General features: G+C 71.2%; 27 protein-coding genes and 1 tRNA gene. 12 read left to right on the top strand and 16 right to left on the bottom strand.

Features of this window, described 5'->3' with window-relative positions; translation table 11 throughout:
- Window positions 1-182: 182 nt before the first annotated feature.
- The 6 genes from NQU55_RS21355 to NQU55_RS21330 all read left to right on the top strand — a co-directional run bounded on the left by NQU55_RS21355 (window position 183) and on the right by NQU55_RS21330 (window position 8,233).
- Window positions 183-2,549: a SulP family inorganic anion transporter gene (locus NQU55_RS21355; RefSeq protein WP_168093690.1), complete on the top strand. Its 2,367-nt coding sequence runs from the start codon at window positions 183-185 to the stop codon at window positions 2,547-2,549.
- A 170-nt stretch (window positions 2,550-2,719) separates the two neighbouring features.
- Window positions 2,720-4,687, top strand: coding sequence for an acetate--CoA ligase (gene acs / locus NQU55_RS21350; RefSeq protein ID WP_168093689.1), 1,968 nt, complete (start codon window positions 2,720-2,722; stop codon window positions 4,685-4,687).
- A 190-nt stretch (window positions 4,688-4,877) separates the two neighbouring features.
- Entirely contained in the window at window positions 4,878-6,275 is a 1,398-nt protein-coding gene (gene nhaA / locus NQU55_RS21345) for a Na+/H+ antiporter NhaA (RefSeq protein WP_168093688.1), read from the top strand.
- Window positions 6,276-6,341: 66 nt separating this feature from the next.
- Window positions 6,342-6,809, top strand: a complete 468-nt coding sequence (locus NQU55_RS21340; RefSeq protein ID WP_168093687.1) for a phage holin family protein — start codon at window positions 6,342-6,344, stop codon at window positions 6,807-6,809.
- The gene (locus NQU55_RS21335; protein ID WP_206329491.1) at window positions 6,806-7,837 is read left to right on the top strand and encodes an alpha/beta fold hydrolase; all 1,032 of its coding nucleotides are present in this window, start codon (window positions 6,806-6,808) and stop codon (window positions 7,835-7,837) included. The genes NQU55_RS21340 and NQU55_RS21335 overlap by 4 nt, the downstream gene beginning before the upstream one ends.
- Window positions 7,838-8,020: 183 nt before the next feature.
- A complete protein-coding gene (locus tag NQU55_RS21330; protein WP_168093686.1) occupies window positions 8,021-8,233 on the top strand; it encodes a hypothetical protein in 213 nt (70 codons plus the stop codon).
- Window positions 8,234-8,365: 132 nt separating this feature from the next.
- On the opposite strand, the gene NQU55_RS21325 is transcribed toward NQU55_RS21330, so the two are convergent.
- The 3 genes from NQU55_RS21325 to nth all read right to left on the bottom strand — a co-directional run bounded on the left by NQU55_RS21325 (window position 8,366) and on the right by nth (window position 11,250).
- Window positions 8,366-9,565 (bottom strand): MarP family serine protease, encoded by a 1,200-nt coding sequence (locus tag NQU55_RS21325; RefSeq protein ID WP_168093685.1) that lies wholly within the window; start codon window positions 9,563-9,565, stop codon window positions 8,366-8,368.
- A gap of 81 nt (window positions 9,566-9,646) precedes the next feature.
- Window positions 9,647-10,330 carry an NUDIX hydrolase gene (locus NQU55_RS21320; RefSeq protein ID WP_168093684.1) on the bottom strand — a complete coding sequence of 228 codons (684 nt, stop codon included), beginning with the start codon at window positions 10,328-10,330 and terminating at the stop codon, window positions 9,647-9,649.
- Window positions 10,327-11,250 carry an endonuclease III gene (nth, locus tag NQU55_RS21315; RefSeq protein ID WP_256790963.1) on the bottom strand — a complete coding sequence of 308 codons (924 nt, stop codon included), beginning with the start codon at window positions 11,248-11,250 and terminating at the stop codon, window positions 10,327-10,329. Before nth ends, NQU55_RS21320 begins: the two co-directional genes overlap by 4 nt.
- Before the next feature lie 250 nt (window positions 11,251-11,500).
- Here nth and NQU55_RS21310 point away from each other — a divergent pair, with 250 nt between their 5' ends.
- Window positions 11,501-12,175 (top strand): Crp/Fnr family transcriptional regulator, encoded by a 675-nt coding sequence (locus NQU55_RS21310; RefSeq protein ID WP_030367278.1) that lies wholly within the window; start codon window positions 11,501-11,503, stop codon window positions 12,173-12,175.
- Window positions 12,176-12,394: 219 nt separating this feature from the next.
- On the opposite strand, the gene NQU55_RS21305 is transcribed toward NQU55_RS21310, so the two are convergent.
- The 4 genes from NQU55_RS21305 to sp36 form a co-directional block, all read right to left on the bottom strand.
- A complete protein-coding gene (locus NQU55_RS21305) occupies window positions 12,395-13,228 on the bottom strand; it encodes an MBL fold metallo-hydrolase (protein ID WP_168090619.1) in 834 nt (277 codons plus the stop codon).
- Window positions 13,225-14,112 (bottom strand): NUDIX hydrolase, encoded by an 888-nt coding sequence (locus tag NQU55_RS21300; protein WP_168090620.1) that lies wholly within the window; start codon window positions 14,110-14,112, stop codon window positions 13,225-13,227. The genes NQU55_RS21305 and NQU55_RS21300 overlap by 4 nt, the downstream gene beginning before the upstream one ends.
- A gap of 142 nt (window positions 14,113-14,254) precedes the next feature.
- The gene (locus NQU55_RS21295) at window positions 14,255-14,719 is read right to left on the bottom strand and encodes a RidA family protein (protein ID WP_168090621.1); all 465 of its coding nucleotides are present in this window, start codon (window positions 14,717-14,719) and stop codon (window positions 14,255-14,257) included.
- Complete coding sequence (gene sp36 / locus NQU55_RS21290) at window positions 14,716-14,874, bottom strand: Sp36 family protein (protein ID WP_086785308.1); 159 nt, start codon at window positions 14,872-14,874, stop codon at window positions 14,716-14,718. Before sp36 ends, NQU55_RS21295 begins: the two co-directional genes overlap by 4 nt.
- Window positions 14,875-15,070: 196 nt before the next feature.
- Here sp36 and bagA point away from each other — a divergent pair, with 196 nt between their 5' ends.
- On the top strand, window positions 15,071-16,063 hold the full coding sequence (gene bagA / locus NQU55_RS21285; protein WP_168090622.1) for an ATPase BagA: 993 nt from the start codon (window positions 15,071-15,073) through the stop codon (window positions 16,061-16,063).
- Window positions 16,060-17,622 (top strand): ATPase BagB, encoded by a 1,563-nt coding sequence (bagB, locus tag NQU55_RS21280; RefSeq protein WP_206328801.1) that lies wholly within the window; start codon window positions 16,060-16,062, stop codon window positions 17,620-17,622. Before bagA ends, bagB begins: the two co-directional genes overlap by 4 nt.
- 78 nt (window positions 17,623-17,700) lie before the next feature.
- Here the strand turns inward: bagB and NQU55_RS21275 are convergent, their stop codons facing one another.
- A complete protein-coding gene (locus NQU55_RS21275) occupies window positions 17,701-18,036 on the bottom strand; it encodes a WhiB family transcriptional regulator (RefSeq protein ID WP_206328802.1) in 336 nt (111 codons plus the stop codon).
- 384 nt (window positions 18,037-18,420) lie between these two features.
- Between NQU55_RS21275 and NQU55_RS21270 the strand changes: the two genes are divergently transcribed.
- Window positions 18,421-20,649 carry a transglycosylase domain-containing protein gene (locus tag NQU55_RS21270; protein WP_168090623.1) on the top strand — a complete coding sequence of 743 codons (2,229 nt, stop codon included), beginning with the start codon at window positions 18,421-18,423 and terminating at the stop codon, window positions 20,647-20,649.
- A gap of 160 nt (window positions 20,650-20,809) precedes the next feature.
- Here the strand turns inward: NQU55_RS21270 and NQU55_RS21265 are convergent, their stop codons facing one another.
- A complete protein-coding gene (locus tag NQU55_RS21265) occupies window positions 20,810-21,274 on the bottom strand; it encodes a GatB/YqeY domain-containing protein (protein ID WP_168090624.1) in 465 nt (154 codons plus the stop codon).
- 272 nt (window positions 21,275-21,546) lie between these two features.
- Between NQU55_RS21265 and NQU55_RS21260 the strand changes: the two genes are divergently transcribed.
- Window positions 21,547-22,473 (top strand): metallophosphoesterase, encoded by a 927-nt coding sequence (locus NQU55_RS21260; protein ID WP_168090625.1) that lies wholly within the window; start codon window positions 21,547-21,549, stop codon window positions 22,471-22,473.
- Window positions 22,474-22,606: 133 nt separating this feature from the next.
- A tRNA-Pro gene (locus NQU55_RS21255) sits at window positions 22,607-22,680 on the top strand.
- A gap of 140 nt (window positions 22,681-22,820) precedes the next feature.
- Here the strand turns inward: NQU55_RS21255 and NQU55_RS21250 are convergent.
- From NQU55_RS21250 to NQU55_RS21220, 7 genes are all read right to left on the bottom strand, one after another.
- A complete protein-coding gene (locus NQU55_RS21250) occupies window positions 22,821-24,413 on the bottom strand; it encodes a LacI family DNA-binding transcriptional regulator (RefSeq protein WP_168090626.1) in 1,593 nt (530 codons plus the stop codon).
- Window positions 24,414-24,431: 18 nt separating this feature from the next.
- Window positions 24,432-24,836, bottom strand: a complete 405-nt coding sequence (locus NQU55_RS21245) for a helix-turn-helix domain-containing protein (RefSeq protein WP_240976053.1) — start codon at window positions 24,834-24,836, stop codon at window positions 24,432-24,434.
- Between the two features lie 86 nt (window positions 24,837-24,922).
- Window positions 24,923-25,291 (bottom strand): hypothetical protein, encoded by a 369-nt coding sequence (locus NQU55_RS21240; RefSeq protein ID WP_168090627.1) that lies wholly within the window; start codon window positions 25,289-25,291, stop codon window positions 24,923-24,925.
- Window positions 25,288-25,902 (bottom strand): hypothetical protein, encoded by a 615-nt coding sequence (locus NQU55_RS21235; protein WP_168090628.1) that lies wholly within the window; start codon window positions 25,900-25,902, stop codon window positions 25,288-25,290. Before NQU55_RS21235 ends, NQU55_RS21240 begins: the two co-directional genes overlap by 4 nt.
- 93 nt (window positions 25,903-25,995) lie before the next feature.
- A complete protein-coding gene (locus tag NQU55_RS21230) occupies window positions 25,996-26,238 on the bottom strand; it encodes a hypothetical protein (RefSeq protein WP_168090629.1) in 243 nt (80 codons plus the stop codon).
- A 17-nt stretch (window positions 26,239-26,255) separates the two neighbouring features.
- Entirely contained in the window at window positions 26,256-26,450 is a 195-nt protein-coding gene (locus NQU55_RS21225; protein ID WP_168090630.1) for a hypothetical protein, read from the bottom strand.
- Window positions 26,450-26,728: a hypothetical protein gene (locus NQU55_RS21220; RefSeq protein ID WP_168090631.1), complete on the bottom strand. Its 279-nt coding sequence runs from the start codon at window positions 26,726-26,728 to the stop codon at window positions 26,450-26,452. Before NQU55_RS21220 ends, NQU55_RS21225 begins: the two co-directional genes overlap by 1 nt.
- Window positions 26,729-26,830 lie beyond the last annotated feature (102 nt).

Genomic DNA, 26,830 nt, shown 5'->3' with positions numbered 1-26,830 from the left:
TAGACGGAACCGCGCCTTTATTCGACCCGTCATCCTTTCCACTCCTCTTTACTCTCCATTACGATTCGTTTACCGAGAGTTGAGTTAACACCCCGCCACCGCAGCCGCTCCCGCCGCTGCGCGCCGTGTCCACGGCCGCGTCTTCACCGCATTCGCGCCGCCCGACGAAGACGGGAACGACCATGCAGCCTCAGCCCCCATCGACACACCGCCCGCCGGCAGCCGAAGGCAGCGGCCCGCAGGCCCCCGACCAGTCCACCTGGCGCCGGGATCTGTCCGCTTCCCTCGTCATCTTCCTCATCGCCGTCCCGCTCTCCCTGGGCATCGCGCTGGCCACCGGAGCCCCGCTCCAGGCCGGGCTGGTGGCGGCGGCGGTCGGCGGCATCGTCGCGGGCCTGCTGGGGGGCGCGCCGCTCCAGGTGAGCGGCGCCGCAACGGGCCTGGTCGTGGTGACCGCCGAGCTGGTGGGGCAGTACGGCTGGCGGGCCACCTGCGCGATCACGGCCCTCGCGGGCCTGACGCAGTTCGCCCTCGGCGCCGCCCGGGTGGCGCGAGGCGCACTGGCGGTCAGCCCGGCGATCGTGCACGGCGTGCTCGCGGGCATCGGTGTGACGATCGCGCTCGCCCAGCTCCACGTCGTCCTGGGCGACACCCCGAACAGCTCCGCGCTGGAGAATCTGGCCGCGCTCCCCTCGGAGCTGAGCCATCCGCACCCGACGGCCCTGCTGGTCGGAGCCGTCACCGCGGCCGTGCTGGTGGCCTGGCCCCGGCTGCCCGGCCGGGCCGGGCAGTGGCTGCGTACGGTCCCCGCCCCCCTCGCCGCCGTGGCCGCCGCCACCGGCGTGAGCACCGGCATGCATGTGCCCCGCGTCTCCCTCCCCGAGTGGCGCTTGCAGGCGCTGCCCGCCCTGCCGGACGGGCCGGTGCTGGGCATCTTCGCGGCCGTGCTGACGGTGACGCTCGTGGCGAGCATGGAATCCCTGCTCTCCGCCGTGGCCGTGGACCGGCTGCGTGCCGGGCGCGCAGGCATGCAGGAGGGCCCGGCCGACCTCGACCGCGAGCTCGCGGGCCAGGGCGCCGCCAATGTCGTCTCCGGACTGCTGGGCGGCCTGCCGATCGCCGGCGGCGCGATCCGCGGATCGGCGAACGTGGAGGCGGGTGCCGTCTCCCGCAAGTCCACCGTGCTGCACGGGCTGTGGGTGCTGCTCTGCGCCGGCCTGCTCACGACGGTCCTGGAGCTGATCCCTCTGGCGGCCCTGGCCGCTCTGGTGATGGTGGTGGGAGTGAAGATGGTGAGCTTCGCGCACATCAAGCACGTGCAGCGGCACCGCGAGTTCCCCATGTACGCGTCCACGCTCGGGGCCGTGGTGCTGTTCGGCGTCCTGCAGGGGGTCGCCGTCGGCATCGTGGTCACGGCGTTCCTCTCCCTGCGGCGGCTCGCCTACACGCGCATCACCGTGGAGCAGGACGGTGCCGCCCACATGGTCCGCGTCAGCGGCCAGTTGACGTTCCTGGCGGTTCCGCGGCTGAGCCGGGCGCTCGCCCAGATCCCGGCGGGAGCCGTGGTGATCGTCGAGCTGGGCGGCTCCTTCATGGATCACACCGCTTACGACACCCTGCAGTCGTGGACCAATGCCCATCGCGCGCGAGGCGGATGGGTCACCCTCAGGGGCCGGGGCGGGCGGCCGATCGCCGAGCCGGTCAGCACGCACGCGTGCCGCCCCTGGACGCCCTGGCGCAATCACCACTGCACCCGGCCGTCCGTCGCGGCGGACGCCCCCGCGCCGGGCGGCGGGCAGCAACTGCTGGGCGGGGTGAGCGCATTCCAGCGCAACACCGCCCCGCTCGTACGGGACGAGCTGGCACGGCTCGCCCGCGAGGGCCAGTGCCCGACGCAGCTCTTCCTCACCTGCGCCGACTCCCGGCTGGTCACGAGCATGATCACCTCCAGCGGGCCGGGCGACCTCTTCACCGTGCGCAACGTGGGCAATCTGATCCCGCCGCCCGCCACGGACGGCTCCTGCGACTCCGTAGGCGCCGCAGTGGAGTACGCGGTCGAGGTGCTGAAGGTCGGCAGCATCACCGTGTGCGGGCACTCGGGGTGCGGCGCGATGCAGGCGCTGCTCGACTCGGCCGTCCAAAGCACCACGGGCCGGGGCACCACGGGGCGCGCCGGCGACGGCACGGCGTCCGGCGGCAAGGCTGCCGACGGCAGAGCTCCTGCCGACCCGCAGACGCCGCTCGTGCGCTGGCTGCGGCACGGCCGCCCGAGCCTGGCCAGAATGCAGCGGATCGGGCGGCTCGGCCGCGGCGAGGTGGCGATGGCGGACCGCCCCGTGGCGGACGCCCTCGAACGGCTCGCGCTCGTCAACGTGATGCAGCAGCTCGACCACCTGATGGCCCACGACTGCGTCGCCCGCCGGGTGGCCGAGGGGTCGCTCCAGCTCCACGGCATGTACTTCCACGTGGGCGAGGCCCAGGCCTATGTGCTCGACCCGCCCTCGCGCACCTTCACGGCCGTGCGCCCCGAGGTCCTCGACGCCGTCTGACCCCTGCGCCGTCCGGCCGACCATCAGGACTTCTACAGGTCTAAACCAATTTTTACCAACAGCCCTTGTCAGGGTGTGCCCCGGGCTGGTGAGCTATGCCCCGGGACACTACGGGCACCCACCGGGCACAGCACGGTCACCCAACGGGCACCCTGGGAAAGGGAGATGTTGTGAGCAACGAGAGCCTGGCCAACCTCTTGAAGGAGGAGCGCCGCTTCGCACCGCCTGCCGCCCTGGCCGCGAGCGCCAACGTCACCGCGGAGGCGTACGAGCAGGCGAAGGCTGACCGGCTGGGCTTCTGGGCCGCGCAGGCCCGCCGCCTGAGCTGGGAGACCGAGCCGACCGAGACCCTCGACTGGTCGAACCCGCCGTTCGCCAAGTGGTTCGCCGACGGCAAGCTCAACGTCGCGTACAACTGCGTCGACCGCCACGTGGAGAACGGCCTGGGCGACCGCGTCGCGCTGCACTTCGAGGGCGAGCCGGGCGACACCCGCACCATCACCTACGCCGACCTCCAGCGCGAGGTCTCCAAGGCCGCGCACGCCCTCACCGAGCTGGGCGTGAAGGCGGGCGACCGGGTCGCGATCTACCTGCCGATGATCCCCGAGGCCGTCGTCTCGATGCTGGCCTGCGCCCGCATCGGCGCCCCGCACTCGCTGGTCTTCGGCGGCTTCTCCGCCGACGCCCTCGCCACGCGCATCAACGACGCCGACGCCCGCGTCGTCATCACCGCCGACGGCGGCTACCGCCGCGGCAAGCCCTCCGCCCTCAAGCCCGCCGTGGACGAGGCCCTCACCCGCCCCGGCACGGAGAACGTCCGCAGCGTCCTCGTCGTCCGGCGCACCGGCCAGGAGGGCATCGGCTGGACCGAGGGCCGTGACGTGTGGTGGCACGACCTCGTCGACCGCCAGCCCGAGCAGCACACGCCGCAGGCGTTCGACGCCGAGCACCCGCTCTTCATCCTCTACACCTCGGGCACCACGGGGAAGCCGAAGGGCATCCTGCACACCACCGGCGGCTATCTCACCCAGGCGTCGTACACCCACCACGCCGTCTTCGACCTCAAGCCCGAGTCGGACGTGTTCTGGTGCACCGCCGACGTCGGCTGGGTCACCGGCCACTCGTACATCGTCTACGGCCCCCTCAGCAACGGCGCCACCGAAGTGCTCTACGAGGGCACGCCCGACAGCCCGCACCAGGGCCGCTGGTGGGAGATCGTCCAGAAGTACGGCGTCACGATCCTCTACACCGCGCCGACCGCGATCCGCGCCGCCATGAAGTGGGGCGACGACATCCCGGCCAAGTTCGACCTGTCCAGCCTGCGCGTCCTCGGCTCGGTCGGCGAGCCCATCAACCCCGAGGCCTGGGTCTGGTACCGCAAGCACATCGGCGCCGACCGCACCCCGGTGGTCGACACCTGGTGGCAGACGGAGACCGGCAGCATCATGATCAGCCCGCTGCCCGGTGTCACCGACACCAAGCCGGGCTCGGCGCAGGTGCCCCTCCCCGGCATCGCCGCCACCGTCGTCGACGACGAGGCCCACGAGGTGCCCGACGGCCACGGCGGCTATCTCGTCCTCACCGAGCCGTGGCCCTCGATGCTCCGCACCATCTGGGGCGACGACCAGCGCTACCTCGACACCTACTGGTCCCGCTTCGAGGGCAAGTACTTCGCGGGCGACGGCGCCAAGAAGGACGACGACGGCGACATCTGGCTGCTCGGCCGCGTGGACGACGTCATGCTCGTCTCCGGCCACAACATCTCCACCACCGAGGTCGAGTCCGCCCTCGTCTCGCACCCGAAGGTCGCCGAGGCGGCCGTCGTCGGCGCGGCCGACCCGCAGACCACCCAGGCGATCTGCGCCTTCGTCATCCTGCGCGGCGACGCCGACGCCGGTGAGGAAGGGCTCGTCGAGGAGCTGCGGGCGCACGTCGCCAAGCAGCTCGGCCCCATCGCCAAGCCCAAGCGGATCCTCCCGGTCGCCGAGCTGCCCAAGACCCGCTCGGGCAAGATCATGCGCCGGCTCCTGCGCGACATCGCGGAGAACCGCACCCTGGGTGACGTCACCACCCTGACCGACTCCTCGGTCATGGACCTCATCCAGTCGCAGCTCCCCGCCGCCTCCAGCGAGGACTGACCGGAGGAACAGCGGCTCCCAGGGAGGGCGCCCGGCAGTGGCCGGGCGCCCTTTCGCTCGTTTCGAGTCACTCGTTCCGGTTAAGGTAAGGAGTGGTCGCGTAAAAAATGCGACAAGAATCAGAGGCGCGCCGGGAAGTCTGGTCGGCACACAGCACACGTGTACCCGACGACCCTGGAGGTCCCCCGCCGTGGCCGCGCCCAAGAACCGCCGCTCCGTATTCCTCGGCCGGCTGCCGCTGCCGGAGCGGAACTTCCTCGCCGACGCCCTGCGCACCGAGACCGTGGGCGGCGTACTCCTGCTCGTCGCCGCCGTCGCCGCGCTGATCTGGGCGAACACCCCGCTGCGGGGCAGCTACGAGACCGTGCGCGACTTCCACTTCGGGCCGGGCTCGCTGGGGCTGAACCTTTCCGTCCAGCACTGGGCGGCCGACGGTCTGCTGGCCGTCTTCTTCTTCGTCGCGGGCATCGAGCTCAAGCGCGAGCTGGTCGCCGGCGAGCTGCGCGACCCCAAGGCGGCGGTGCTGCCCGTCGTCGCCGCGATCTGCGGCATGGCCATGCCCGCCCTCGTCTACTTCACGGTCGCCACCAGCGGAAACGGTTCCACAGCCGGCTGGGCGGTGCCCACGGCCACCGACATCGCCTTCGCCCTGGCCGTCCTGGCCGTCATCGGCACGGCGCTGCCCTCGGCGCTGCGCGCGTTCCTGCTCACCCTCGCCGTCGTCGACGACCTGTTCGCGATCCTGATCATCGCGGTCTTCTTCACCTCGGGCCTGAACTTCGCGGCCCTCGGCGGAGCCGTACTGGGCCTGGTCGTCTTCTGGCTCCTGCTGCGCAAGGGCGTCCGCGGCTGGTACGTCTATGTGCCGCTGGCGGTCGTCAACTGGGCCCTGATGTACAACAGCGGCGTCCACGCGACCATCGCGGGCGTGGCCATGGGTCTGATGCTGCGCTGCCACCGGCACGAGGGCGAGCGGCACTCCCCCGGCGAGCACATCGAGCACGTCGTGCGCCCGCTCTCGGCGGGGCTGGCGGTGCCGCTCTTCGCGCTGTTCTCGGCGGGCGTGGTGGTCTCCGGCGGCGCGCTGTCGGACGTCTTCACCAAGCCCGAAACGCTGGGTGTCGTCCTCGGTCTGGTGGTCGGCAAGGCGGTCGGCGTCTTCGGCGGGACGTGGCTCGCGGCCCGCTTCACCCGGGCCGAGCTCAACCCGGACCTGAAGTGGCCCGACGTGCTGGCCGTCGCCTCGCTCGCGGGCATCGGCTTCACGGTCTCGCTGCTGATCGGCGAGCTGGCCTTCGGAACGGACCCGGTCCTGACCGACGAGGTCAAGGCGGCCGTGCTCGTCGGGTCGCTGATCGCCGCGGTCCTGGCGAGCGTCCTGCTCAAGCTGCGCGACAACAAGTACAGGAAGCTGTGCGCGGACGAGGACCGCGACGACGACCAGGACGGCATCCCCGACATCTACGAGCAGGACAACCCGGCCTACCACCTGCGGATGGCCGCGATCCTGGAGGCGAGGGCCGCCGAGCACCGCAGGCTGGCCGAAGTCGCCTCCGGGCACACCACCCGTGACGATGGTCCGGCATGATCTGAGAGTCTTTACATCCGCCGAAAGCCCGCGGATGACGTGGCGACGAAGATGAGGGAGCAGCCGATGAGCGCAGCCGACGACGGTGCGAACGGTGCGAACCGCACTCTCGGCCAGCTGGTGGCTACGGCCACCACCGAGCTGTCCGCACTGGTGCACGACGAGATCGCACTGGCCAAGGCCGAGCTGCGGCAGGACGTCAAGCGGGTCGGCATCGGCGGTGGCGCGATCGGTGCGGCCGGAACGCTCGCGCTCTTCTCGCTGCCCGTGCTCAGCTTCGCGGCCGCGTACGGCATCCACAATCTGGGCCTCGGGCTCGCCTGGTCTTTCCTGATCGTCGGCGGTGCGTTCCTGCTGATCGCGGCGCTGCTCGGGCTGCTGGCGGTGGCCAAGTTCAAGAAGGTGAGCAAGCCCGAGAAGAGCATCGCCTCGGCGAAGCAGACGGCCGCGGTGCTGAGCACCGTCAAGCCGCACCCGCGTCCGCTCACGGACACGAGCCCCGCCGACGTATCTGTGACACGCTCGACCGTATGACGGTGCCCGAAACCCCCGCAGCGACCGCGTCGCCCGACCCCGCTTCCCCGGACTCCCCGGCGGCTCCGGCGGGCCCGGCCCTGCCGGGGCCGGCTCCGACGGGCGTCCCGGGGGGTTCCGCCGCGTCGGTCGTACGTCCCGAGGGGCCATGGGTCCACCGGGACGTCGCGGCGAACGGCGCGCGGTTCCACATCGCCGAGATGGGCGACGGGCCGCTGGTCCTGCTGCTGCACGGTTTCCCGCAGTTCTGGTGGACCTGGCGCCACCAGCTGCCCGTACTCGCCGAGGCGGGGTTCCGGGCCGTGGCCATGGATCTGCGCGGGGTGGGCGGCAGCGACCGTACGCCGCGGGGTTACGACCCGGCCAACCTCGCCCTCGACATCACGGGCGTGATCCGCTCCCTGGGCGAGCCGGACGCCGCGCTGGTCGGTCACGACCTCGGCGGCTACCTGGCGTGGACAGCGGCCGTGATGCGGCCCAAGCTGGTCCGCAGGCTCGCGGTCTCCTCGATGCCGCATCCGCGCCGCTGGCGCTCGGCGATGCTCGCCGACCCCAGGCAGAGCTCGGCCGGCAGCCACATCTGGGGCTTCCAGCGGCCATGGATCCCGGAGCGGCGGCTGGTCGCCGACGACGCGGCGCTGGTGGGGCGTCTGATGCGGGAGTGGTCGGGGCCGCGTCAGCCGGAGGACGAGGCCGTTGACACCTACCGGCGGGCGATGACGATCCCGTCGACGGCGCACTGCTCGATCGAGCCGTACCGCTGGATGGTGCGGTCGATGGCGCGGCCGGACGGCATCCAGTTCAACCGGCGCATGAAGCGGCCCGTACGGGTGCCCACGCTGCATCTGCACGGTTCCCTCGATCCGGTGATGCGTACGCGCAGTGCCGCGGGCTCCGGGGAGTACGTGGAGGCGCCGTACCGCTGGCGGCTGTTCGACGGACTGGGCCACTTCCCCCACGAGGAGGATCCTGTGGCCTTCTCGACGGAGCTCGTGAACTGGCTGAAGGACCCCGAGCCGGACCGGTAGCGGTGGCCGGAAGGCCTCCGGCCGGGCCGGTTCCGGGCAGGTGACGGGCCACTCCGGCACGCCTCCAGCACCGCACAGCGGGCAGGAACGTCCGTTCTTCGAACGGCCAATTGCCCGGCGCATAGGCCAACTGGGGGACCCCCGGGCGATTACCGACCTTTCGGCCCGGGCACAGAGCACGGTATGGGCTGGACGCACGACTACCGTGACGTGACTCAGGAGCGGGGCGCCGAGGGCGACGCCGCGCTGATCGTGAGCGAGCTGCCGGAGAGGGCCGGGAGGGGTGAGCACCGGCCGTCCGCCGGGCACGATCCGCGCATCGGCATTCCGCGCATCATCCGCCGCCGCGCCCGCTGGGTGTCGGCGCGGCTTCGCCATCACCCGCGAAGCCGCTGACCGCACCTCCACCGGCTGCGCAGCCGCTGACCGCCCGGCCGGTGCACCTCGCCCGGCCGGTGCGCGTGGCTCCGGGCGGCCGGCCCCGGCAGGCTCCCGGGGCGAACTCTCCGACGGCCCCTCAGGAGGGCCTCAGAGGGCGCAGCCCTGGGTGTTGACCCGCTCGGTCGCCCGGCGCCCGGTGGTGGCGTCGCCGCGCACCTCGTCGGCCGTGAGGGCGTAGCCGGTCTCGGCGTCGTCGAGGGACTTGGCGAAGACCACCCCGTAGACCCGGCCGTCCGGCGTCAGCAGGGGCCCGCCGGAGTTGCCCTGACGGACGATCGTGTAGAGCGAGTACACATCGCGGCGGACGTTGCCGCGGCGGTAGATGTCCGGGCCGTTCGCCTGGACGCGGCTGCGGACGCGCGCGGCGCGCACGTCGTAGGAGCCGTTCTCCGGGAAGCCGGCCACGATGGCGCCCTTGCCGCTCTCCGCATCGGCCTCCGCGAACCGCAGCTCGGGCGCTTCCAGGTCCGGCACGTCCAGCACGGCGATGTCGCGCTTCCAGTCGTAGAGGACGACCTTCGCCTCGTACTGCCTGCCCTGGCCGCCGACCTGGACGGTCGGCTCGTCGACGCCGCCGACGACGTGGGCGTTGGTCATCACGCGCTGGGGGGCGAAGACGAAGCCGGTGCCCTCCAGGACCTTGCCGCAGCTGGGTGCGGTGCCGACGACCTTGACGATGCTGCGCTGGGCCTCCGTGGCGACGGGGCTGCCCGCGAGCGCGGGGTCGGGGGCGGGCACGTTGGTGATCGGCTCGGTGGAGAAGGGCGCGAAGACCTGCGGGAAACCGTTCTGCGCGAGGACGGTGCTGAAGTCCGCAAACCAGGTGTTGGCCTGCGGGGGCACCACCCGGGCGACGCCGAGCAGCACCTTGGAGTTGCGGACCTCCTTGCCGAGCGTCGGCAGGGAGGTGCCGGCGAGGGCGGAGCCGATCAGCCAGGCCACCAGCAGCATCGCCAGGACGTTGACGAGCGCGCCGCCCGTGGCGTCCAGGGCGCGGGCCGGGGACCAGGTGATGTGCCGGCGGAGCTTGTTGCCCAGGTGAGTGGTGGCGGCCTGGCCGACGGAGGCGCACACGATGACGATGACGACGGCCGCTATGGCGGCGGCGGTGCCCGGGGTGGCCTCGCCGGTGGCGCTGTCCCAGATGACGGGCAGCAGATAGACCGCCACGAGGCCGCCGCCGAGGAACCCGATCACCGACAGCACACCGACCACGAAGCCCTGGCGGTAGCCGACGACGGCGAACCACACGGCGGCGACCAGCAGCACGATGTCCAGCACGTTCACCGGGTATGCCTCGCAATGATGTCGTCTGCGGTGTCGCCGGCCGGGGGGACGGCGGGGGCCGGGATCACCGTCTCATGCCCGTCAGGAACGCCAGTCCAGCGGGACCTGCCGTTCGCGGTCCCAGGGGAGCTCCCAGCCGGCGTAGTGCAGGATCCGGTCGATCACGCCTGCGGTGAAGCCCCACACGAGGGCGTCCTCGACCAGGAAGGCCGGGCCGGTGTGACCGCTCGGGTGTATCGCGGTGGCCCTGTTCTCCGGATCGGTCAGGCGGGCCACCGGGACGGTGAAGACCCGGGCCGTCTCGGCCTTGTCGACCGGCTTGACCGGGGTCGGCTCGCGCCACCAGCCGAGGACGGGGGTGACGACGAAGCCGCTCACCGGGATGTACAGCTGGGGAAGGACGCCGAAGATCTGGACCCCCGAGGGGTCGAGGCCGGTCTCCTCCTCCGCCTCGCGCAGGGCGGCGCGCACCAGGCCGCCGGAGGCCGGGTCGCCGTCCTCCGGGTCGAGGGCGCCGCCGGGGAACGAGGGCTGCCCGGCGTGCGAGCGCAGCGTGCCGGCCCGCTCCAGGAGGAGCAGCTCCGGGCCCTCGGGGCCGTCGCCGAAGAGAACGAGCACGGCGGACTGCCTGCCGCCGGTCTCCGGCGGCAGGAAGCGGCTGAGCTGATGGGGCTCGATCGTCTCCGAAGCGCGCGCCACGGGCTCCAGCCACCCGGGCAGCCCCTCGGCGGTGACCGTGGCTCCTCGGCCGTACGTGCTCGTCATGCGTCGCCTCCCAGCGGCGGGGCCGGCAGGCCCGGGTAGTCGGGCGGGGGCTTGAGCCGCTGACCGGGCTTGCCGCCCTTCTCGTACTTCAGGAGCTTGCTGGCCTTCTCGGGATCCGTCTCGCCCTCCCCGTACGAGGGGCAGAGCGGAGCGATCGGGCAGGCACCGCAGGCCGGCCGGCGGGAGTGGCAGATGCGCCGGCCGTGGAAGATGACGCGGTGCGAGAGCATGGTCCACTCGCTCTTGGGGAAGAGCGCGCAGATCTCCGCCTCGACCTTCTCGGGGTCGGTGGCGTCGGTCCACTTCCAGCGCCGCACGAGCCGCCCGAAGTGGGTGTCCACAGTGATCCCCGGCCTGCCGAAGGCATTGCCGAGGACGACGTGGGCGGTCTTGCGGCCGACGCCGGGAAGGCTGACGAGGTCCTCTATACGGCCGGGCACCTCTCCGCCGAAGCGGTCGCGGAGGGCGGCGGACAGGCCGATGAGCGACTTGGCCTTGGCGCGGAAGAAGCCCGTGGGCCGGATGAGCTGCTCCAGCGCCTCGGGGTCGGCGGCGGCCATGTCCTCCGGCGTGGGATAGGCGGCGAAGAGGGCCGGGGTGGTCTGGTTGACGCGCAGGTCCGTCGTCTGGGCGGAGAGGACCGTGGCGACCAGGAGCTCGAAGGGATTCTCGAAGTCGAGCTCGGGGTGGGCGTAGGGATAGACCTCGGCGAGCTCGCGGTTGATGCGGCGGGCACGGCGGACGAGAGCGGTGCGGGATTCCGGCTTCGGCGAAGCCTTGGCGACCGGCTTCGCCGAGGCCTTGGTGACCGGCTTCGGCGTCTTTGCCGCGGATGCGGAAGATTCGGAAGATGTACTTCCGCTTTTCTTTTTGTCCTTGCTTGCGACTTTCGCCGCCCCCGTAGGCGCGCGTTCGCCCACAGCGGAATTACGAGGCGGAGTCACCCTTCCAGCCCCCTTGCCCTGTGCTCTCACCGGCGTATTGGACACCCGGCCAGACTAAGCCCCACCACTGACATCCGGCCCTCACGCAGGAAAACCACAGCCCAATCGGACCCCTGCCGTAGGGCTTCGGGCGACGATGCGCGACACTTGTGTTTGATCACACAGTTTTACCGACGGGCATCATGGGGACCACGGTCCTCTGTGCATGTCGACAAGGAGAGAACTCGTGGACGACGTTCTGCGGCGCGCCCCGCTTTTCGCGGCGCTCGATGACGAGCAGGCCGCTGAGCTGCGCGCCTCCATGGGCGAGGCCACCCTCGCGAGGGGCGACGCCCTGTTCCACGAAGGGGATCCCGGCGACCGCCTCTACGTGGTGACCGAGGGCAAGGTGAAGCTCCACCGCACCTCCCCCGACGGCCGCGAGAACATGCTGGCCGTCCTGGGCCCCGGTGAGCTCATCGGGGAGCTGTCGCTCTTCGACCCCGGGCCGCGCACCGCCACCGCCACCGCCCTCACCGAGGTCAAGCTGCTCGGCCTCGGCCACGGCGACCTCCAGCCCTGGCTCAACGCCCGCCCGGAGGTGGCCACCGCACTGCTGCGCGCCGTCGCCCGCCGGCTGCGCCGCACCAACGACTCGATGTCGGACCTCGTCTTCTCGGACGTCCCCGGCCGCGTCGCCAAGGCCCTGCTGGACCTGTCGCGCCGCTTCGGCGTGCAGTCCGAGGAAGGCATCCACGTGGTGCACGACCTCACCCAGGAGGAGCTGGCCCAGCTCGTCGGCGCCTCCCGCGAGACGGTCAACAAGGCGCTCGCCGACTTCGCCGGCCGCGGCTGGCTGCGTCTGGAGGCCCGTGCGGTGATCCTCCTCGACGTGGAGCGGCTCGCGAAGCGCTCCCGCTGACGCAAGCCGTGCGGGGCGTGCACGCCGCACGCCCCGGGCGCACGGCATGACGGGAGCGCCCTCCGGCGCGCCCACAAGCTCGGAAGGCCCCTGCCGGTGACGGCAGGGGCCTTCGGCATGCCCTGGCCCTGAGCCAGGCTCTCGTCATGCGCTCGTCATGCGCTCACAGGGCGGCGCCGGCCGCACGGGGCAGGCGGCGACGGCCACGCGGAGCGCCGCTCACGGGATCAGCCCGTGCTCCCCCAGGTACTCCAGCTGCGCCCGTACGGACAGCTCCGCGGCCGGCCACAGCGAGCGGTCGACGTCCGCGTAGACGTGGGCGACCACCTCCGCGGCCGAGCGGTAGCCGTTCTCCACGGCGGTCTCCACCTGGGCCAGCCGCTTCGCCCGGTGCACGAGGTAGAAGTCGATGGCGCCGCGCGCGTCGTCGAGGACCGGGCCGTGCCCGGGAAGGATGGTCCGGATGTCCTCCTCCACGGCGAGCGCGCGCAGCCGGCGCAGGGAGTCGAGGTAGTCGCCGAGCCGGCCCTCGGGGTGGGCGACGACCGTCGTGCCGCGGCCCAGGACCGTGTCGCCGGTGAACAGCGCCCGGTCGGCGGGCAGGTGGAAGCACAGCGAGTCGGCGGTGTGGCCGGGCGTGGAGAGCACATGCAGCTCCAGGCCGCCGGTGGTGACCACGTCGCCGATGCCGAGACCCTCCCCGCCCAGGCGCAGCGCCGGGTCCAGCGCGCGCACGCGGGTGCCGGTCAGCTCGGCGAAGCGCGCGGCGCCGTCGTAGTGGTCGGGGTGGCCGTGCGTCAGCAGGGTGAGGGCCACGCGCTTCCCGGCGGCCTCCGCGGTCGAGATGACGGCCTGCAGGTGGGTGTCGTCCAGCGGCCCGGGGTCGATGACGACGGCGAGGTCGGAGTCCGGTTCGGCGACGATCCAGGTGTTGGTGCCGTCGAGCGTCATGGCGGAGGGGTTGGGCGCGAGGACGCAGGTCGCGCGGGCGGTCGCGGGGCCGCCGATGGCCCCCGCGCGCGGGCGGCCGGGGAGTTCGGTCGCGGATGTCATCGGTCGGCCTCCGAAGGTCCCGAGGGTTTCCCGGCGACGCGCCGGGTGAATTCGTCGTGTCCGGGCCAGCTCAGCACGATCTCCTCCCCGTCGAGCCGCGCCCGGGCCAGGACGGGGGTGAGATCCCTGTCACGCGCGGCGGTCAGCGCTTCGCCGGCGCTGCCGTACGGGAGCAGCTCGCGCAGCGTGGAGATGGTGGGCGGCATCATCAGCAGCTCGCCGCGGTCGAAGCCGTCGGCCGCGTCGGCGGGGCGGATCCACACCGTGCGGTCCGCCTCCGTGGAGGCGTTGCGGGTGCGCTGGCCCTCGGGGAGCGCGGCGACGAAGAACCAGGTGTCGTAGCGGCGCGGTTCGAACTCGGGCGTGATCCAGCGCGCCCAGCCGCCCAGGAGGTCGCTGCGCAGCAGCAGGCCGCGCCGCACGAGGAAATCGGCGAACGACAGCTCGCGGCTGACGAGGGCGGCCCGCTCGGCCTCCCACTCGGGGCCCGTGGTGTCCGCGACGACCGTGCCCGGGGTGGGCCCGGCGAGCAGCACCCCGGCCTCCTCGAAGGTCTCCCGGACCGCGGCGCACACGATGGCCTGGGCCGAGGCGGCGTCGACGCCCAGGCTCCGGGCCCACTGCGCGGGGGCCGGTCCGGCCCAGGGCACGTCCCGCTCGTCGCGCGGGTCGACGGAGCCGCCCGGATACGCGTACGCGCCTCCGGCGAAGGCCATGGAGGCGCGTCTGCGCAGCATGTGGACGGCGGGGCCGTCGGCTCCGTCGCGCAGCAGCAGGACGGTCGCGGCGCGGCGGGGGCTCACGGGGTGGAGCTCCCCGCGCGTGAGCGCTCTGATCCGGTCCGGCCACTCCGGCGGGTACCACTGGCCGTTCGAAGTCGACATGGCCGGATGCTATGCGCTCGCGCGCGGATGTTCGAGGGGACGGGGCCCGCAGCGGGCCGGGGCGGCCGGGCGGTGCCCGGACCGGGCCCGCTCAGCAGCCGGCCCCGGACCGGCCCCGGATCAGTCCCGGATCAGTCCCGGATCAGTCCCGGACCTCGACCACGAACTCGACCTCGACCGGCGCGTCCAGCGGCAGCACGGCGACGCCGACGGCGGAGCGGGCGTGCACGCCCTTCTCGCCGAGCACCTCGCCGAGCAGCTCGCTGGCGCCGTTGAGAACACCCGGCTGGGCGGTGAAGTCGGGGGCGGAGGCGACGAAGCCGACGACCTTCACCACGCGCACGATCCGGTCCAGGTCACCGATGACCGACTTGACGGCGGCCAGGCCGTTGAGCGCGCAGGTCGCCGCGAGCTCCTTGGCCTGCTCGGCGCTGACCTCGGCGCCGACCTTGCCCGTCACGGGGATGGACCCCTTGACCATGGGCAGCTGACCCGCCGTGTACACGTACGAACCGGACTGCACGGCCGGCTGGTAGGCGGCGATCGGCGGCACGACGTCCGGCAGGGTCAGGCCGAGCTCGGCGATCCGGTTCTCGACGGCGCTCACGGCTTCGGCCGCTTGAGGTAGGCCACCAGCTGCTCGGGGTTGTTCGGCCCCGGCACGACCTGGACGAGCTCCCAGCCGTCCTCGCCCCAGGTGTCCAGGATCTGCTTGGTCGCGTGCACGAGCAGCGGCACGGTGGCGTATTCCCATTTGGTCATAGGCCGACTGTAATGCCTCGCACCGGCTGCCCCGGCCGGGCCCGTCCGCGGGGTCGTCCGCGGGGTCGTCCGCGGGGTCGTCCGCGGGGTCGTCCGTGCGGGCGCGGCCGGGCGCCGGCGCACCCCCGCCGTTCGAACAGCCTCATGTCGCCACCTGCCGCCACAAGGCCGCCGGAAAGGAATTAGGCTCCGAATCATGAGCAGGCTCCATGTCGTCAGCGGCAAGGGCGGAACCGGCAAGACCACGGTCGCCGCGGCACTCGCGCTTGCCCTCGCTGCCGAGGGCAAACGCACTCTCCTGGTGGAGGTGGAAGGCCGGCAGGGCATTGCCCAGCTGTTCGAGACGGAAGCGCTGCCCTACGAGGAACGCAAGATCGCGGTGGCGCCGGGCGGGGGCGAGGTGTTCGCCCTGGCCATCGACGCCGAGCGGGCCCTCCTCGACTACCTCCAGATGTTCTACAAGCTCGGCAGCGCCGGCCGGGCGCTGCGGAAGCTCGGCGCCATCGATTTTGCGACAACCATCGCGCCCGGTCTGCGCGACGTCCTGCTCACCGGCAAGGCCTGCGAGGCGGTGCGCCGCAAGGACCGCACGGGCCGCTTCGTCTACGACCACGTCGTCATGGACGCCCCGCCCACCGGTCGCGTCACCCGCTTCCTCAACGTGAACGACGAGGTGGCCGGCCTCGCCCGGATCGGCCCGATCCACAATCAGGCGCAGGCCGTCATGCGGGTGCTCAAGTCGCCCGAGACGGCGGTGCACTTCGTGACGCTGCTGGAGGAGATGCCCGTCCAGGAGACGTGCGACGGCATCGCCGAGCTTCGCGCAGCGGGCCTCCCCGTGGGCGGCGTCGTCATCAACATGGTGCGGCCGGAGGTCCTGGACGCGCCGGCCGTCGAGGCCGCCGCGAACGGGCAGCGGGCCGCCGTGGCGCAGGCCCTGTCGCACTCCCTGGAGCGCACCGGCTTCGGCGGCGCGCGCAACCCGGGCCTCGCCGAGCAGCTCGTGGATCCCCTGCTGGCCGAGGCCCGCGAGCACATCGAGCGGCTCGCCCTGGAGCACCGCGGGCGCGCCGGCATAGCGGAGCTCGGCCTCCCCACGTACGAACTGGAACTGCTCGGCGACGGCGTTGACCTGGCGGGGCTGTACCGCATGGCGCGCGAACTGCGGAAGCAAGGAGTGGCCCGTTGACAGCCCCGTTGACAACAGCCCAGGTGCCGGCCCAGCGCAAGGGCCTCGACGCCGCGTCCGTCCTCGCCGTCGACCCCGTCCTGGACGATCCCCGCACGCGCATCGTCGTGTGCTGCGGCTCCGGCGGCGTCGGCAAGACGACCACTGCGGCGGCCATCGGCCTGCGGGCGGCGGAGCGCGGCCGGAAGGTCGTCGTCCTGACGATCGACCCGGCGCGCAGGCTGGCGCAGTCGATGGGCATCGAGGAGCTCGACAACGTGCCCCGCCGGGTGCCCGGTATCGACACGTCCGCCGGCGGCGAGCTGCACGCCATGATGCTCGACATGAAGCGGACCTTCGACGAGATCGTGGAGGCCCACTCCGACAAGGAGCGCGCCCGGGCGATCCTCGAGAACCCCTTCTACCAGTCCCTGTCGGCCGGCTTCGCGGGCACGCAGGAGTACATGGCCATGGAGAAGCTCGGCCAGCTGCGCTCCCGCGACGAGTGGGACCTCATCGTCGTGGACACCCCGCCGAGCCGCTCCGCGCTCGACTTCCTGGACGCTCCGGGGCGCCTCGGGTCGTTCCTGGACGGCAAGCTCATCAAGCTGCTGGTCGCTCCGGCGAAGCTCGGCGGGCGGGCCGGGATGAAGTTCCTGGGCGTCGGCATGTCCGTGATGAGCGGGCCGCTGAACAAGCTGATGGGGGCCCAGCTCCTGCGGGACGTCCAGACGTTCGTGGCGGCCATGGACACCATGTTCGGCGGCTTCCGCACGCGCGCGGATGCCACGTACCGGCTGCTGCAGGCCCCCGGTACGGCCTTCCTGGTCGTCGCGGCGCCGGAGCGGGACGCGCTGCGCGAGGCGGCGTACTTCGTGGAGCGGCTGGCCGCGGAACGGATGCCGCTGGCGGGGCTCGTCCTCAACCGGGTGCACGGCAGTGCGGCCGATCAGCTCCCGGCGGACCGGGCGCTCGCCGCGGCCGAGGCCCTGGCGGAGGGGCTCCCGGAGCGGCCCGCGAAGGCGCCGGAGGCGAACCCGGGCACGTCCCCGGAAGGAACATCGGAAAATCTTGCCGACGGCGGCATTGTGGATCGTGAGAGCGGGCAAGCTGGCTCACGTACCGCCCGCGTCGCAGGAACCGGCGCTCCCACGGTCCCGTCCCCTCCCGAGAGCGGCCTCCCCCAGCCGGCATCCTCAGGAGATCCGGACACCGATCCGGGCACAGATCCGAACACAGCCCCAGCAGATTCAGCGGTCTCAGCAACGTCAGCGGCTTCAGCGGCTTCAGCGGCCGACGATGCTTCGAGGACCGCGGCCGGTCTGCTGCGGCTGCACGCCGAGCGTATGCAGGTGCTCGCCCGCGAGCGACGCACGCGTGATCGCTTCACCGCGCTGCACCCGGAGGTCGCGGTGGCGGAAGTGGCCGCCCTGCCCGGTGATGTGCACGACCTTGCGGGGCTGCGGGAGATCGGCGAGCGCCTCGCCGTCCAGCCTGCCGCCACCGCCTCCGTGGATGCCTCCGAGAGCGCCTCCACGGGCCCGTCGGGCGCCGAAGTGAGCACCATCGACGTGGAGTGAGCCGAGCGCTGCGGATGCCCCGCACCTGCGGGCTGCGAATGCCCTACGCCTGCGGAAGGTCCGCCGGCCGACCGGGGCCTACCCGACGGCGGCGTAGTCGCCGTACTCGTCGTCGCCGAGGGTCAGGATTCCCGCCCCGCGCTCGTATTCCGTACGGGCGGTCTCCAGGAGCCTGCGCCAGGAGGTGACCGTCGGCCTGCGCCGCAGGAGCGCCCTGCGCTCGCGCTCGGTCATCCCGCCCCACACGCCGAACTCGACGCGGTTGTCCAGCGCATCCGCCAGACACTCCGTGCGCACCGGGCATCCGGTGCATACCGCCTTGGCCCTGTTCTGTGCAGCGCCCTGAACGAATAGTTCATCCGGATCGGTAGTGCGGCAGGCTGCCTGCGCACTCCAGTCGGTTACCCAGCCCATGCTGGCGCCGTCCTCTCCCGAATCGGGGCTCCCCCACGGCGGCAGCGGCATATTCACCGTTGCCAGTTGAGGACGTTACGGAAGGCGGGCAGGGGGCAACACCCCCTTCGGGCCCAATCTTGGATGGCCCGAACGGACTATGCGTACGCGGCAGATCACCCAACGGAGTGAGCGGGCGACATTACCGACTAACTCGTCATATCGGGGCAGGTCACCCGGGTCGCATAACCCAGAGGGTGACACCGACGGCAATACGGACACCTCTCATCACCCACAAGAGTGAGAGTGGAGATGATGCTGAATCACACCGCAGTGACTGGCGTGAAACAGCGTAGGCGAACACACGGGCGTCTGTCCGCCGAATGAGAACGTAGGCTTCCCTCCATGGGTAAGAAGCGCTCGGGCGAGGGGTCCAACAGGACCCGGATGGCCGCCAAATTCCTCGGTGTCAGCGTGCTCTCCGGAGCGGTTCTGGCGGGCCTGGCCCTGCCTGCCGTCGGGGCATTCGGCCTAGTGGCCAAGGAGTCGGTCGAGGGGTTCGACGAGATCCCGGCCAGTATGAAGACCCCACCGCTCAGCCAGCGCACCACAATCCTGGACTCCGAGGGCGGTGAAATCGCCAAGGTCTACTCCAGAGACCGTACGGTCGTACCGCTGAACGAGATCTCCCCGTACATGCGGAAGGCGATCGTCGCCATCGAGGACGCGCGGTTCTACGAGCACGGCGCGATCGACCTCAAGGGCGTGCTCCGGGCGCTCAACAAGAACGCGCAGTCGGGCGGCGTCTCCGAGGGCGCCTCCACGCTCACCCAGCAGTACATCAAGAACATCTTCGTGGAGGAGGCCGGCGACGACCCCGACAAGGTCGCCGTGGCCACCCAGCAGACCCTCGGCCGCAAGGTCAAGGAGCTGAAGTACGCCATCCAGGTGGAGAAGGAGCTCGGCAAGGACCGGATCCTCAACAACTACCTGAACATCACCTTCTTCGGGCAGCAGTCCTACGGCGTCGAGGCCGCCTCCCAGCGCTACTTCAGCAAGCGCGCGAAGGACCTCACCCTGGCCGAGTCGGCGATGCTGGCCGGCATCGTGCAGTCGCCGAGCCGCTACGACCCCGTCAACGCCCCGAACGAGGCGACCAAGCGCCGCAACACCGTGCTGCAGCGCATGGCCGAGCTCAAGGTCGTGACCCCGCAGGAGGCCGCGGCCGCCAAGGCCGAGCCCCTCAAGCTCAAGGTCACCCGGCCCAAGAGCGGCTGCATCACCGCCGTGAACGGCGCCGGCTTCTTCTGCGACTACGTCCGCGAGGTCTTCCTCAAGGACCCGGCCTTCGGCAAGACCAAGGAGGCGCGGGCCAAGCGCTGGAACGAGGGCGGCATGACGATCCGCACCACCCTCGACCCGCAGACGCAGAAGTCCGTCCAGAAGTCGATCACCGACCACGTCTACCAGTCCGACCCCGTGGCCACCGCGATCTCGATCGTGCAGCCCGGCACCGGCAAGGTGCTCGGCATGGGCCAGTCGCGCCCCTACGGCTTCGGCGACCACCAGACGCAGATCAACCTCTCGGCCGACAAGAACCGGGGCGGGTCGAACTTCGGCTTCCAGACCGGCTCCACCTTCAAGCCGATCCTGGCGGCGGCGGCCCTGGAAGAGGGCATCTCGCCCAACAAGTCGTACTCGTCGCCGTACCAGATGCCCTACCCGGACACCGTGGACACGTGCAGCGGCACGTGGAAGAACTCCGGCGGCGAGACCGTCAGCAACGAGAACCGCAGCGAGATCGGCCCGTACGGGATGCGGGAGGCGACCGCCAAGTCGGTCAACACCTACTTCATCCAGATGATCGGTGACATCGGCACCTGCCCGGTGACGAAGATGGCGGCGAAGCTCGGCCTCAAACCGGCCTCCGGCGCCGACATGGACCAGGTGCCGTCGATCGCGCTCGGCACGCAGGGCATGTCCCCGCTCACCATGGCCGCCGCCTACGCGGCCTTCGCCAACGGCGGCACGTACTGCACGCCCGTCCTGATCAACGCGGCCACCGGCCCGAACGGCAAGAGCCTGCCGGTCCCGAAGAGCAAGTGCTCGCGCGCCATGTCCGAGCAGACCGCCGACACGGTCAACACGCTCCTCAAGGGCGTCGTCGAGGACGGTACGGGCAAGGAGGCCGGTCTGGACGGGCGCGACAGCGCGGGCAAGACCGGTACGACGGACGGCCGCAAGGCCGCCTGGTTCGTCGGCTACACGCCCAACATGGCCGGCGCGGTCTGGGTCGGCGGCCCGGGCAAGGACGTCGAGATGGAGAACATCACCATCGGCGGCCAGTACCACGACAAGGTCTACGGTGGCGACACCCCCGGCCCGATCTGGCGTGACGCGATGGCGGGCGCCCTGGAGGGCAAGGAAGCCCCGACCTTCGACACCGTGGCGGTCGGCGGCGGCGAGCGCGGCGACTCCGGCAAGGGCGGCAACGGGCGCGGCAAGAACAAGCCCGGCGCCGGCGGCAACAAGCAGGGCGGCGGGAACAGCAAGCCGGGCGGCACCGGCACCGGCAGGACCGGTGGCACCACCGGACGCACCCAGCCGGGAACGGGCCAGGACGGCGGCCGCTGAGCCGGTGCCCGATCGCCTGATCGGCAGCTGAAGCGCGCACAGCGATGAACAGCGCATAGCGGTGAAGAGCGCATAGCGGTGAAGAGCGCATAGCGAAGGGGCGCCCGGACCGAATCGGTCCGGGCGCCCCTTCTACATGTCCGTGCAGAGGTACCGGAGGTCAGCCGGCGAGGAGCCGCTTGACCTCCGCGGCGACGCGGCTGCCCTCGGCGCGGCCGGCGACCTTGGGGTTCACGATCTTCATGATGGCGCCCATGGCCTTCGGCCCCTCGGCACCGCCGGCCTTGGCCTCGGCCACGGCCTCGGCGACGATCGCGGCGAGCTCCTCGTCCGACAGCTGCTTCGGCAGGTAGGCGGCGAGCACCTCGCCCTCCGCGCGCTCCCGCTCGGCCTGCTCGGGGCGGCCGCCCTTGTCGAACGCGTCCGCGGCCTCGCGGCGCTTCTTCGCCTCGCGGGTGATCACCTTCAGCACCTCGTCGTCGGAGAGCTCACGGGCGGACTTGCCCGCGGTCTCCTCGTAGGCGACGGCGGAGAGAGTGAGCCGGAGGGTGGAGGAGCGCAGCTCGTCACGCGCCTTGATGGCGGCGGTGAGGTCGTCGTGCAGCGTGGACTTGAGCGTGGTCATGCCGCAATCTTCGCATTCGGCGGGGGATGACGCCCCGCATTAACGCCGTGGGGCGGCGGGGCGGCGGGCAACTCCCGCGGGGCGCCCGCGACATCAGCTAGCGACACGGCCCTGGGTAAGGCCTTTTGGCACCCCCTCGGGCCGCCCTCGATACGGTTCGCGGCACCTGCCCGGGTCCGGCGCCGGGTCCGGCCCCGGCGCCGGACCGAGCCGTCCGGAGATATCCACAGCCCGTGACGGGACCAGGCCCGCGGTCTGCGACGATGTACCCCATGCGCGCTCGATACGGAGTACCCCTGGGAATCGCGGCGGTCGGCGCAGCCGGCCTCGCCTACGCCGCCGGCTTCGAGGTCCGGTCCTTCCGGCTGCGGCGGGTGACGGTGCCCGTGCTGCCGGCCGGGATGCGGCCGCTGCGGGTGCTCCAGGTCTCCGACATCCACATGGTCTCCGGGCAGCACAAGAAGCAGCGCTGGCTGCAGTCGCTCGCCGGCCTCCGCCCGGACTTCGTGATCAACACCGGCGACAACCTCTCCGACCCGGAGGGCGTGCCCGAGACGCTCGACGCCCTGGGCCCGCTGATGGAGTTCCCGGGCGCCTACGTCTTCGGCTCGAACGACTACTACGGCCCCAAGCTGCGCAACCCCGCCCGCTATCTGCTGGAGCGGGTGAGCGGCAAGCACGGCCTGAACGGCAACGCCCCGGCGGTCGGCGTGATCCACAACCCCTGGGAGGAGCTGCGCGACGGCTTCGACTCGGCGGGCTGGGTCAACCTCACCAACACCCGCGGCGCCCTCAAGGTCGCCGGCTACGACATCGCCCTCACAGGCCTCGACGACCCGCACATCAAGCGCGACCGGTACGCGGAGGTGACCGGCGGCCCCCGCGAGGACGCCGACTTCTCCATGGCCGTCGTCCACGCCCCCTACCTGCGGGTGCTCGACGCCTTCACCGCCGACCGCTATCCGCTGATCCTCGCCGGGCACACGCACGGCGGCCAGCTGTGCATCCCCTTCTACGGGGCGCTGGTCACCAACTGCGACATCGACCCCGAGCGGGTCAAGGGCCTCTCCACCCACAAGGCCGGCGGCCACCGCTCCTACCTGCACGTTTCCGCAGGCTGCGGCACGAACCGCTACACCCCGGTCCGCTTCGCCTGCCCCCCCGAGGCCACCCTCCTCACCCTGACCCCGCGCGCCTGACACCCCCGGGCGGCCCCCTCCGGGCCGCCCACCTGCGGCTCCCCCGGAATCGGATTTCACCTCTGGGCTCCGGTCCGCTAAAGTAGAGCTCGTTGCTCCGGGGGCCTGCGAAAAGCAGGAACCGGCCGCACATCGGGGTGTAGCGCAGCTTGGCAGCGCGCTTCGTTCGGGACGAAGAGGTCGTGGGTTCAAATCCCGCCACCCCGACAGCTGAAATAGCACTTCAGCCCCGGTTCTCTCACTGAGAGAACCGGGGCTGAAGTGTTTCCTGGCGTGCTCATGGAGTGGATCTGGAGTGGCGCTGGAGTGGATCAAGGAAAGCGGAACCAGAACCCACCCCTCCGGGGCTAGGGAGTCCGGTCTCGCAGCAGCTCATCGAGGGCGGCGACCTGTGATCTAGGACACATGGCACGCCGCGCGTCCAGGGACGCTTCCCATACCTCGGTGAGGCCCTCCATCAACCGACGGCGCATGCCCGAGGTGATGTGCGAATAGCGGGCCTGGACGGAGCCGTCCAGATGGCCGAGCCGCTCGTCCATGAGCTTGGGCGGTGTCCCCATGTCCTCCATGATCGCCTTGTGGGTGTGGCGCAGCCCGTGGGGCGTGAGCCCCGGCGCGATGGGCACCCAGCACGCCTCGGCTCGCTCGGAAGCGTTTCGCCCGCGAGCGGGTACTCCGGGCCAGGGGTCCCCGAGCAAGGGAACGGGGCGTGCCTCCTGCGGCGCTTTCTTCGGGTACCAGCCGGTTGCGGCCGGCTGGAACAGCCAGGTCGCAAACCCGGACCGGCGCCAATGCGCCGCGGGCTCTCCCGGGGCGGCACCCCGGACGTAGCCCAGTTCCGCCATCGCGATCTCGACCTTGCCCCGCTTCTCCTCCCGCACTGCCTCGGGTCGGTTCAGCACATTCGAGGCTGTCCCGATGGAAACTCCGGCGTGGCGGGCGACGTCGATCAGCTTCACGCCTGGCGAGCGGGCCGCGTCGTTGGCCTCGCCGTAGCCACGAAAGACGTACCGCCGTCCGTGACACGGGCAGGGCCGCGGATCTACCCGCGCGATCTGTCCGGCGATGAGCGCTGATAGCCAGCCCATGCTGTCGATGGTCCGGTACGAGTCGTCCTTCGGCGGGCAGCGATGCAGCTCACCGTTGTCCAGCTCGTACAGCTGCCACTCCACCCGAATGGAGTTGGGCCGGCAGAAGGCAGGCTCCAGACCCACCAGCTCGCCCCAGCGCGCCCCGGTGTAGCCCTTGGTGAGGCCTCCTACGAACTCGTCGTCGCGACCGGATAGGAGGGCCATTCGTTCGGAGACGAGCAGGATTCCCAGGGCATCCGTCACCACCTTCTCAGGCCCGCGTCTCCGGGAACGCCCGGCACGCTTCCCCCGCCCTCGTCGCCTGGCGGCCGGGTTCGCGTCCAGGAGTCCTTCCTCCACTGCGTCCTCGAAGATGACGTGCAGCGTGCCGTGCCACGTCTGAACGCTCGTCCCCTCGTACGAGGCCCGTTCCTTCTTCTCCCACGCGCCGACGTCGGAACGCGTGATGGCGGACAGGGCTTTCTCCCCGAACGCGGGAAGGAGGTGGTTCTCGACGTGCCGCTTGTAGTTCTGCATGGTCGATGCGGCGAGTTCCAGCTCCGCGTACCACCGGTTCACGTACTCGCCGAAGGTCATCCCGGGCTGAACGTCAGATTCTGCAGGCGCCGCGCTGGGCGGATCGCCGCCGTTCACGGCCTCCTCCGAAGGCGCTGTGGGCTTCTCGGGAGGCGGCGAGCTCTTGGCGGCTCCCCTGATCACGGCCTCTTGATCGTTGGCGGCTTTCGCTGCTGCTCGCTTGCTGCTGAACCGCATCGTTCGTCCCTCGGCGTCCACGAGGGTGCGCAGGACGCCGGGCGCTTCCCAATATCGGGCGCGGTAGTAGCCCTTGAGCTTTTCTCCGTATCCCACTGTCCTCACCGCCGCCGGTCACGCAGCAGCGCTGCTGCGCGGTTGGCTCGATCGGCGCGGAGGCCTGGGCCGGAGCTGAGCGGATATGGGCACGGCGCGATCGAGGGGCACGGAGTGGGCAGCGCTCACCGGTACGGAAGACACGGAGGCACGGGTGGTGGGCGGCCGCTCCTCGAAGAGCCGGATGATCTCTGCGAAGTGCTCGGCAGTGAAGCGGTAGGCACCGCCGAGCCGGGTGAAGGGCACACGGTGCTGCCTCGCCTGTTCCTTCACCCACCAAGCCGAGCAGCCGATAGCTTCCGCGACGTCGGCGGGCGTGAAGAGACGCGGTAAACCGCTGCCCGCGGTGTCGTGGCGGCGGGCCTGGCTGGACACGTACGTCCCGCCGGCCCTCAGCTGCAGACCGGTGTCGTTGTGGTGCATGCTGATGGCACCTCCTGAATCCTGAACGGGATGGGGAGGCCGGGGCAGCGGGACTCTTTGCCGGAAGACCGCTGCCCCGGGCGAATTCAGAGGAGCTGAGTGCGGCTCCACTCGTCGTACTCGCGGCGTACGTAGGCGCGGCAGTCGTCGCCGGTGATCACGTCGGAGCCCTTCAGGCTCAGCCCGGTGTGCGTGACGTCGTACTCGACCAGCCGCCTCGCCGCCTCTTCCGCGGTCTCAATCGCGTTGGCCGCGACCGGCGGGGCGTACGTGGCCACTTCCTCGATCGCGATGCGGTCGAGGACAGCGGCTTTGCGGAGCCAGAAATCCCGCCCTTGTTCCGTGCCGAACGGGCGGTTGACGTTCTGGTCCAACAGCCAGCAGATCTCGGAGACGATGCTGGGAGCCTCTGCGTACACGGTGATGGGGTCGGGGGCGTTCGATTCGTGGGTCACCGCTCCGCCTCCGGACCCTCGTGCGCCGGGCGGGCGGTGAGCAGCTGGTGGTGGAGGGCTGTCTCGGCCTGCTCTCCGTAGGCGTAGGCGCAGTCCGCCAGCCCGGCTAAGGCTCCCTCGCTCCGTCCCGTGTACCGGGACACCCGGCGCGCGCCGACGTGGGAGCGGAGCAGGGCCAGGCGGCGCTGGCCGTTCCAGTCGCCGAGGTCGCCGCGGAAGTCGGGCAGCGGCTCGCCGGGGAGCTCGTACTGGTCGGTCTGGTCGCGCCGGAGCTCTACGTACCGCGGGCGGTAGCCCTTGACGACCGCCAGCAGGGCTCCGGCCGTTCCGTAGGCGTAGGCGAGGGCGAGGTTCTCGTACAGGTCGGTGGTCACGCGCTGGTAGGCCCTGCGCAGGCTGCGGATCTGGCTCAGGGCGACGTCCTGGGGGCTGATCTTGTACTCCCCGCAGATGTTCACGTCACCGATCACCGCCTGCAGGCGGGCCGGGTCGACGTGCCAGGTGGCGACTTCCGCGGCCTGGCGCGCGAGCCGGGTCTCGCGAGCTGCGGCCCCGAGGGCGAACACGCTCGCGGTCAAGCTGTCGAACCACGCGATGGTGGTGTGGGACATGGGGCGTCCTCCAACTCGTGGAGCAGGGGCCGGGCTGTCCGGCCCTCCGCACGCCTCCCGCTCCTCGCGGAGCTGGAGCCGCACGGGGAGCCGTCAGACGATGGTCGAGGCCACCCATCCGGCCTCGCGGGACTGGAATAAGAGCGTGCGGAGATCGCTGCCCACCACCGCCTTCAGACGCTGCTCGATCGCCTGCCAGGAGACGGGATCGATGGCCATGAGAGCGGCGATGGCCGCCGGCGCCTTGCCTTCCTCGATGGCGGTGAGCGCGTCTCGGAGTTCCCCTGAGGCCATCAGCGAGATGGGCTGCGGGGCGGTGCAGTTCTGTTCAGACATGGGTTGATCCCTTCGGGTCACTTGCCGACGCTGGGAATCGCGTGGCCGATGGACGACATGACCTGATCGATGGATGAAGCGGCGCCGGTGCGGCTGAGGTAGTAGCCGAAGAAGATCGCGACCGTGGCGCTGCCGATGCCGACGGACTTCGAGCGGATGAGCATGGCCAGGAGAAGGCCGAAGAGGGCGAGTGCGGAGATCGAGAAAGCCATCAGTGGGACCTCCTTGAAGGGTCAGCGGGTGCGGTGCCTTCGCGGTGCAGGCGGGTGGTGGCGTTGTAGAGGCGGCGGCCGATGCGCAGGCGCCGGCCGTGCCCCTCGCAGCGGCGGCATTCGCGGCCTCGCTTGATCCGCCCGCTGCGGGTCTGCCGGACGGCGGCGCCCCAGCCGTTGCACTTCCGGCAGGAGCCGAACGGGCTCCCCGCGCACAGGAGGGCGTAGCAGAGGGTGATGAATATGAGGCCGGGCATAGCGTGGGACAGGGAGACCATCGGAACCCCTCTTCGGGCCGGTTTTCGGGAGGCGCCCGCTCGGGCCGCTAGGCACTAGAGCGCAGGTCAATGGCGCTTTGTGCTGCTAGTGGGGGTGCTAGA

This window comes from Streptomyces telluris, assembly GCF_024519335.1.
Taxonomy (GTDB): domain Bacteria; phylum Actinomycetota; class Actinomycetes; order Streptomycetales; family Streptomycetaceae; genus Streptomyces; species Streptomyces telluris.
Note: the sequence above shows the minus strand (reverse complement) of the source record. Positions and strands in the feature narration are given on the sequence as shown.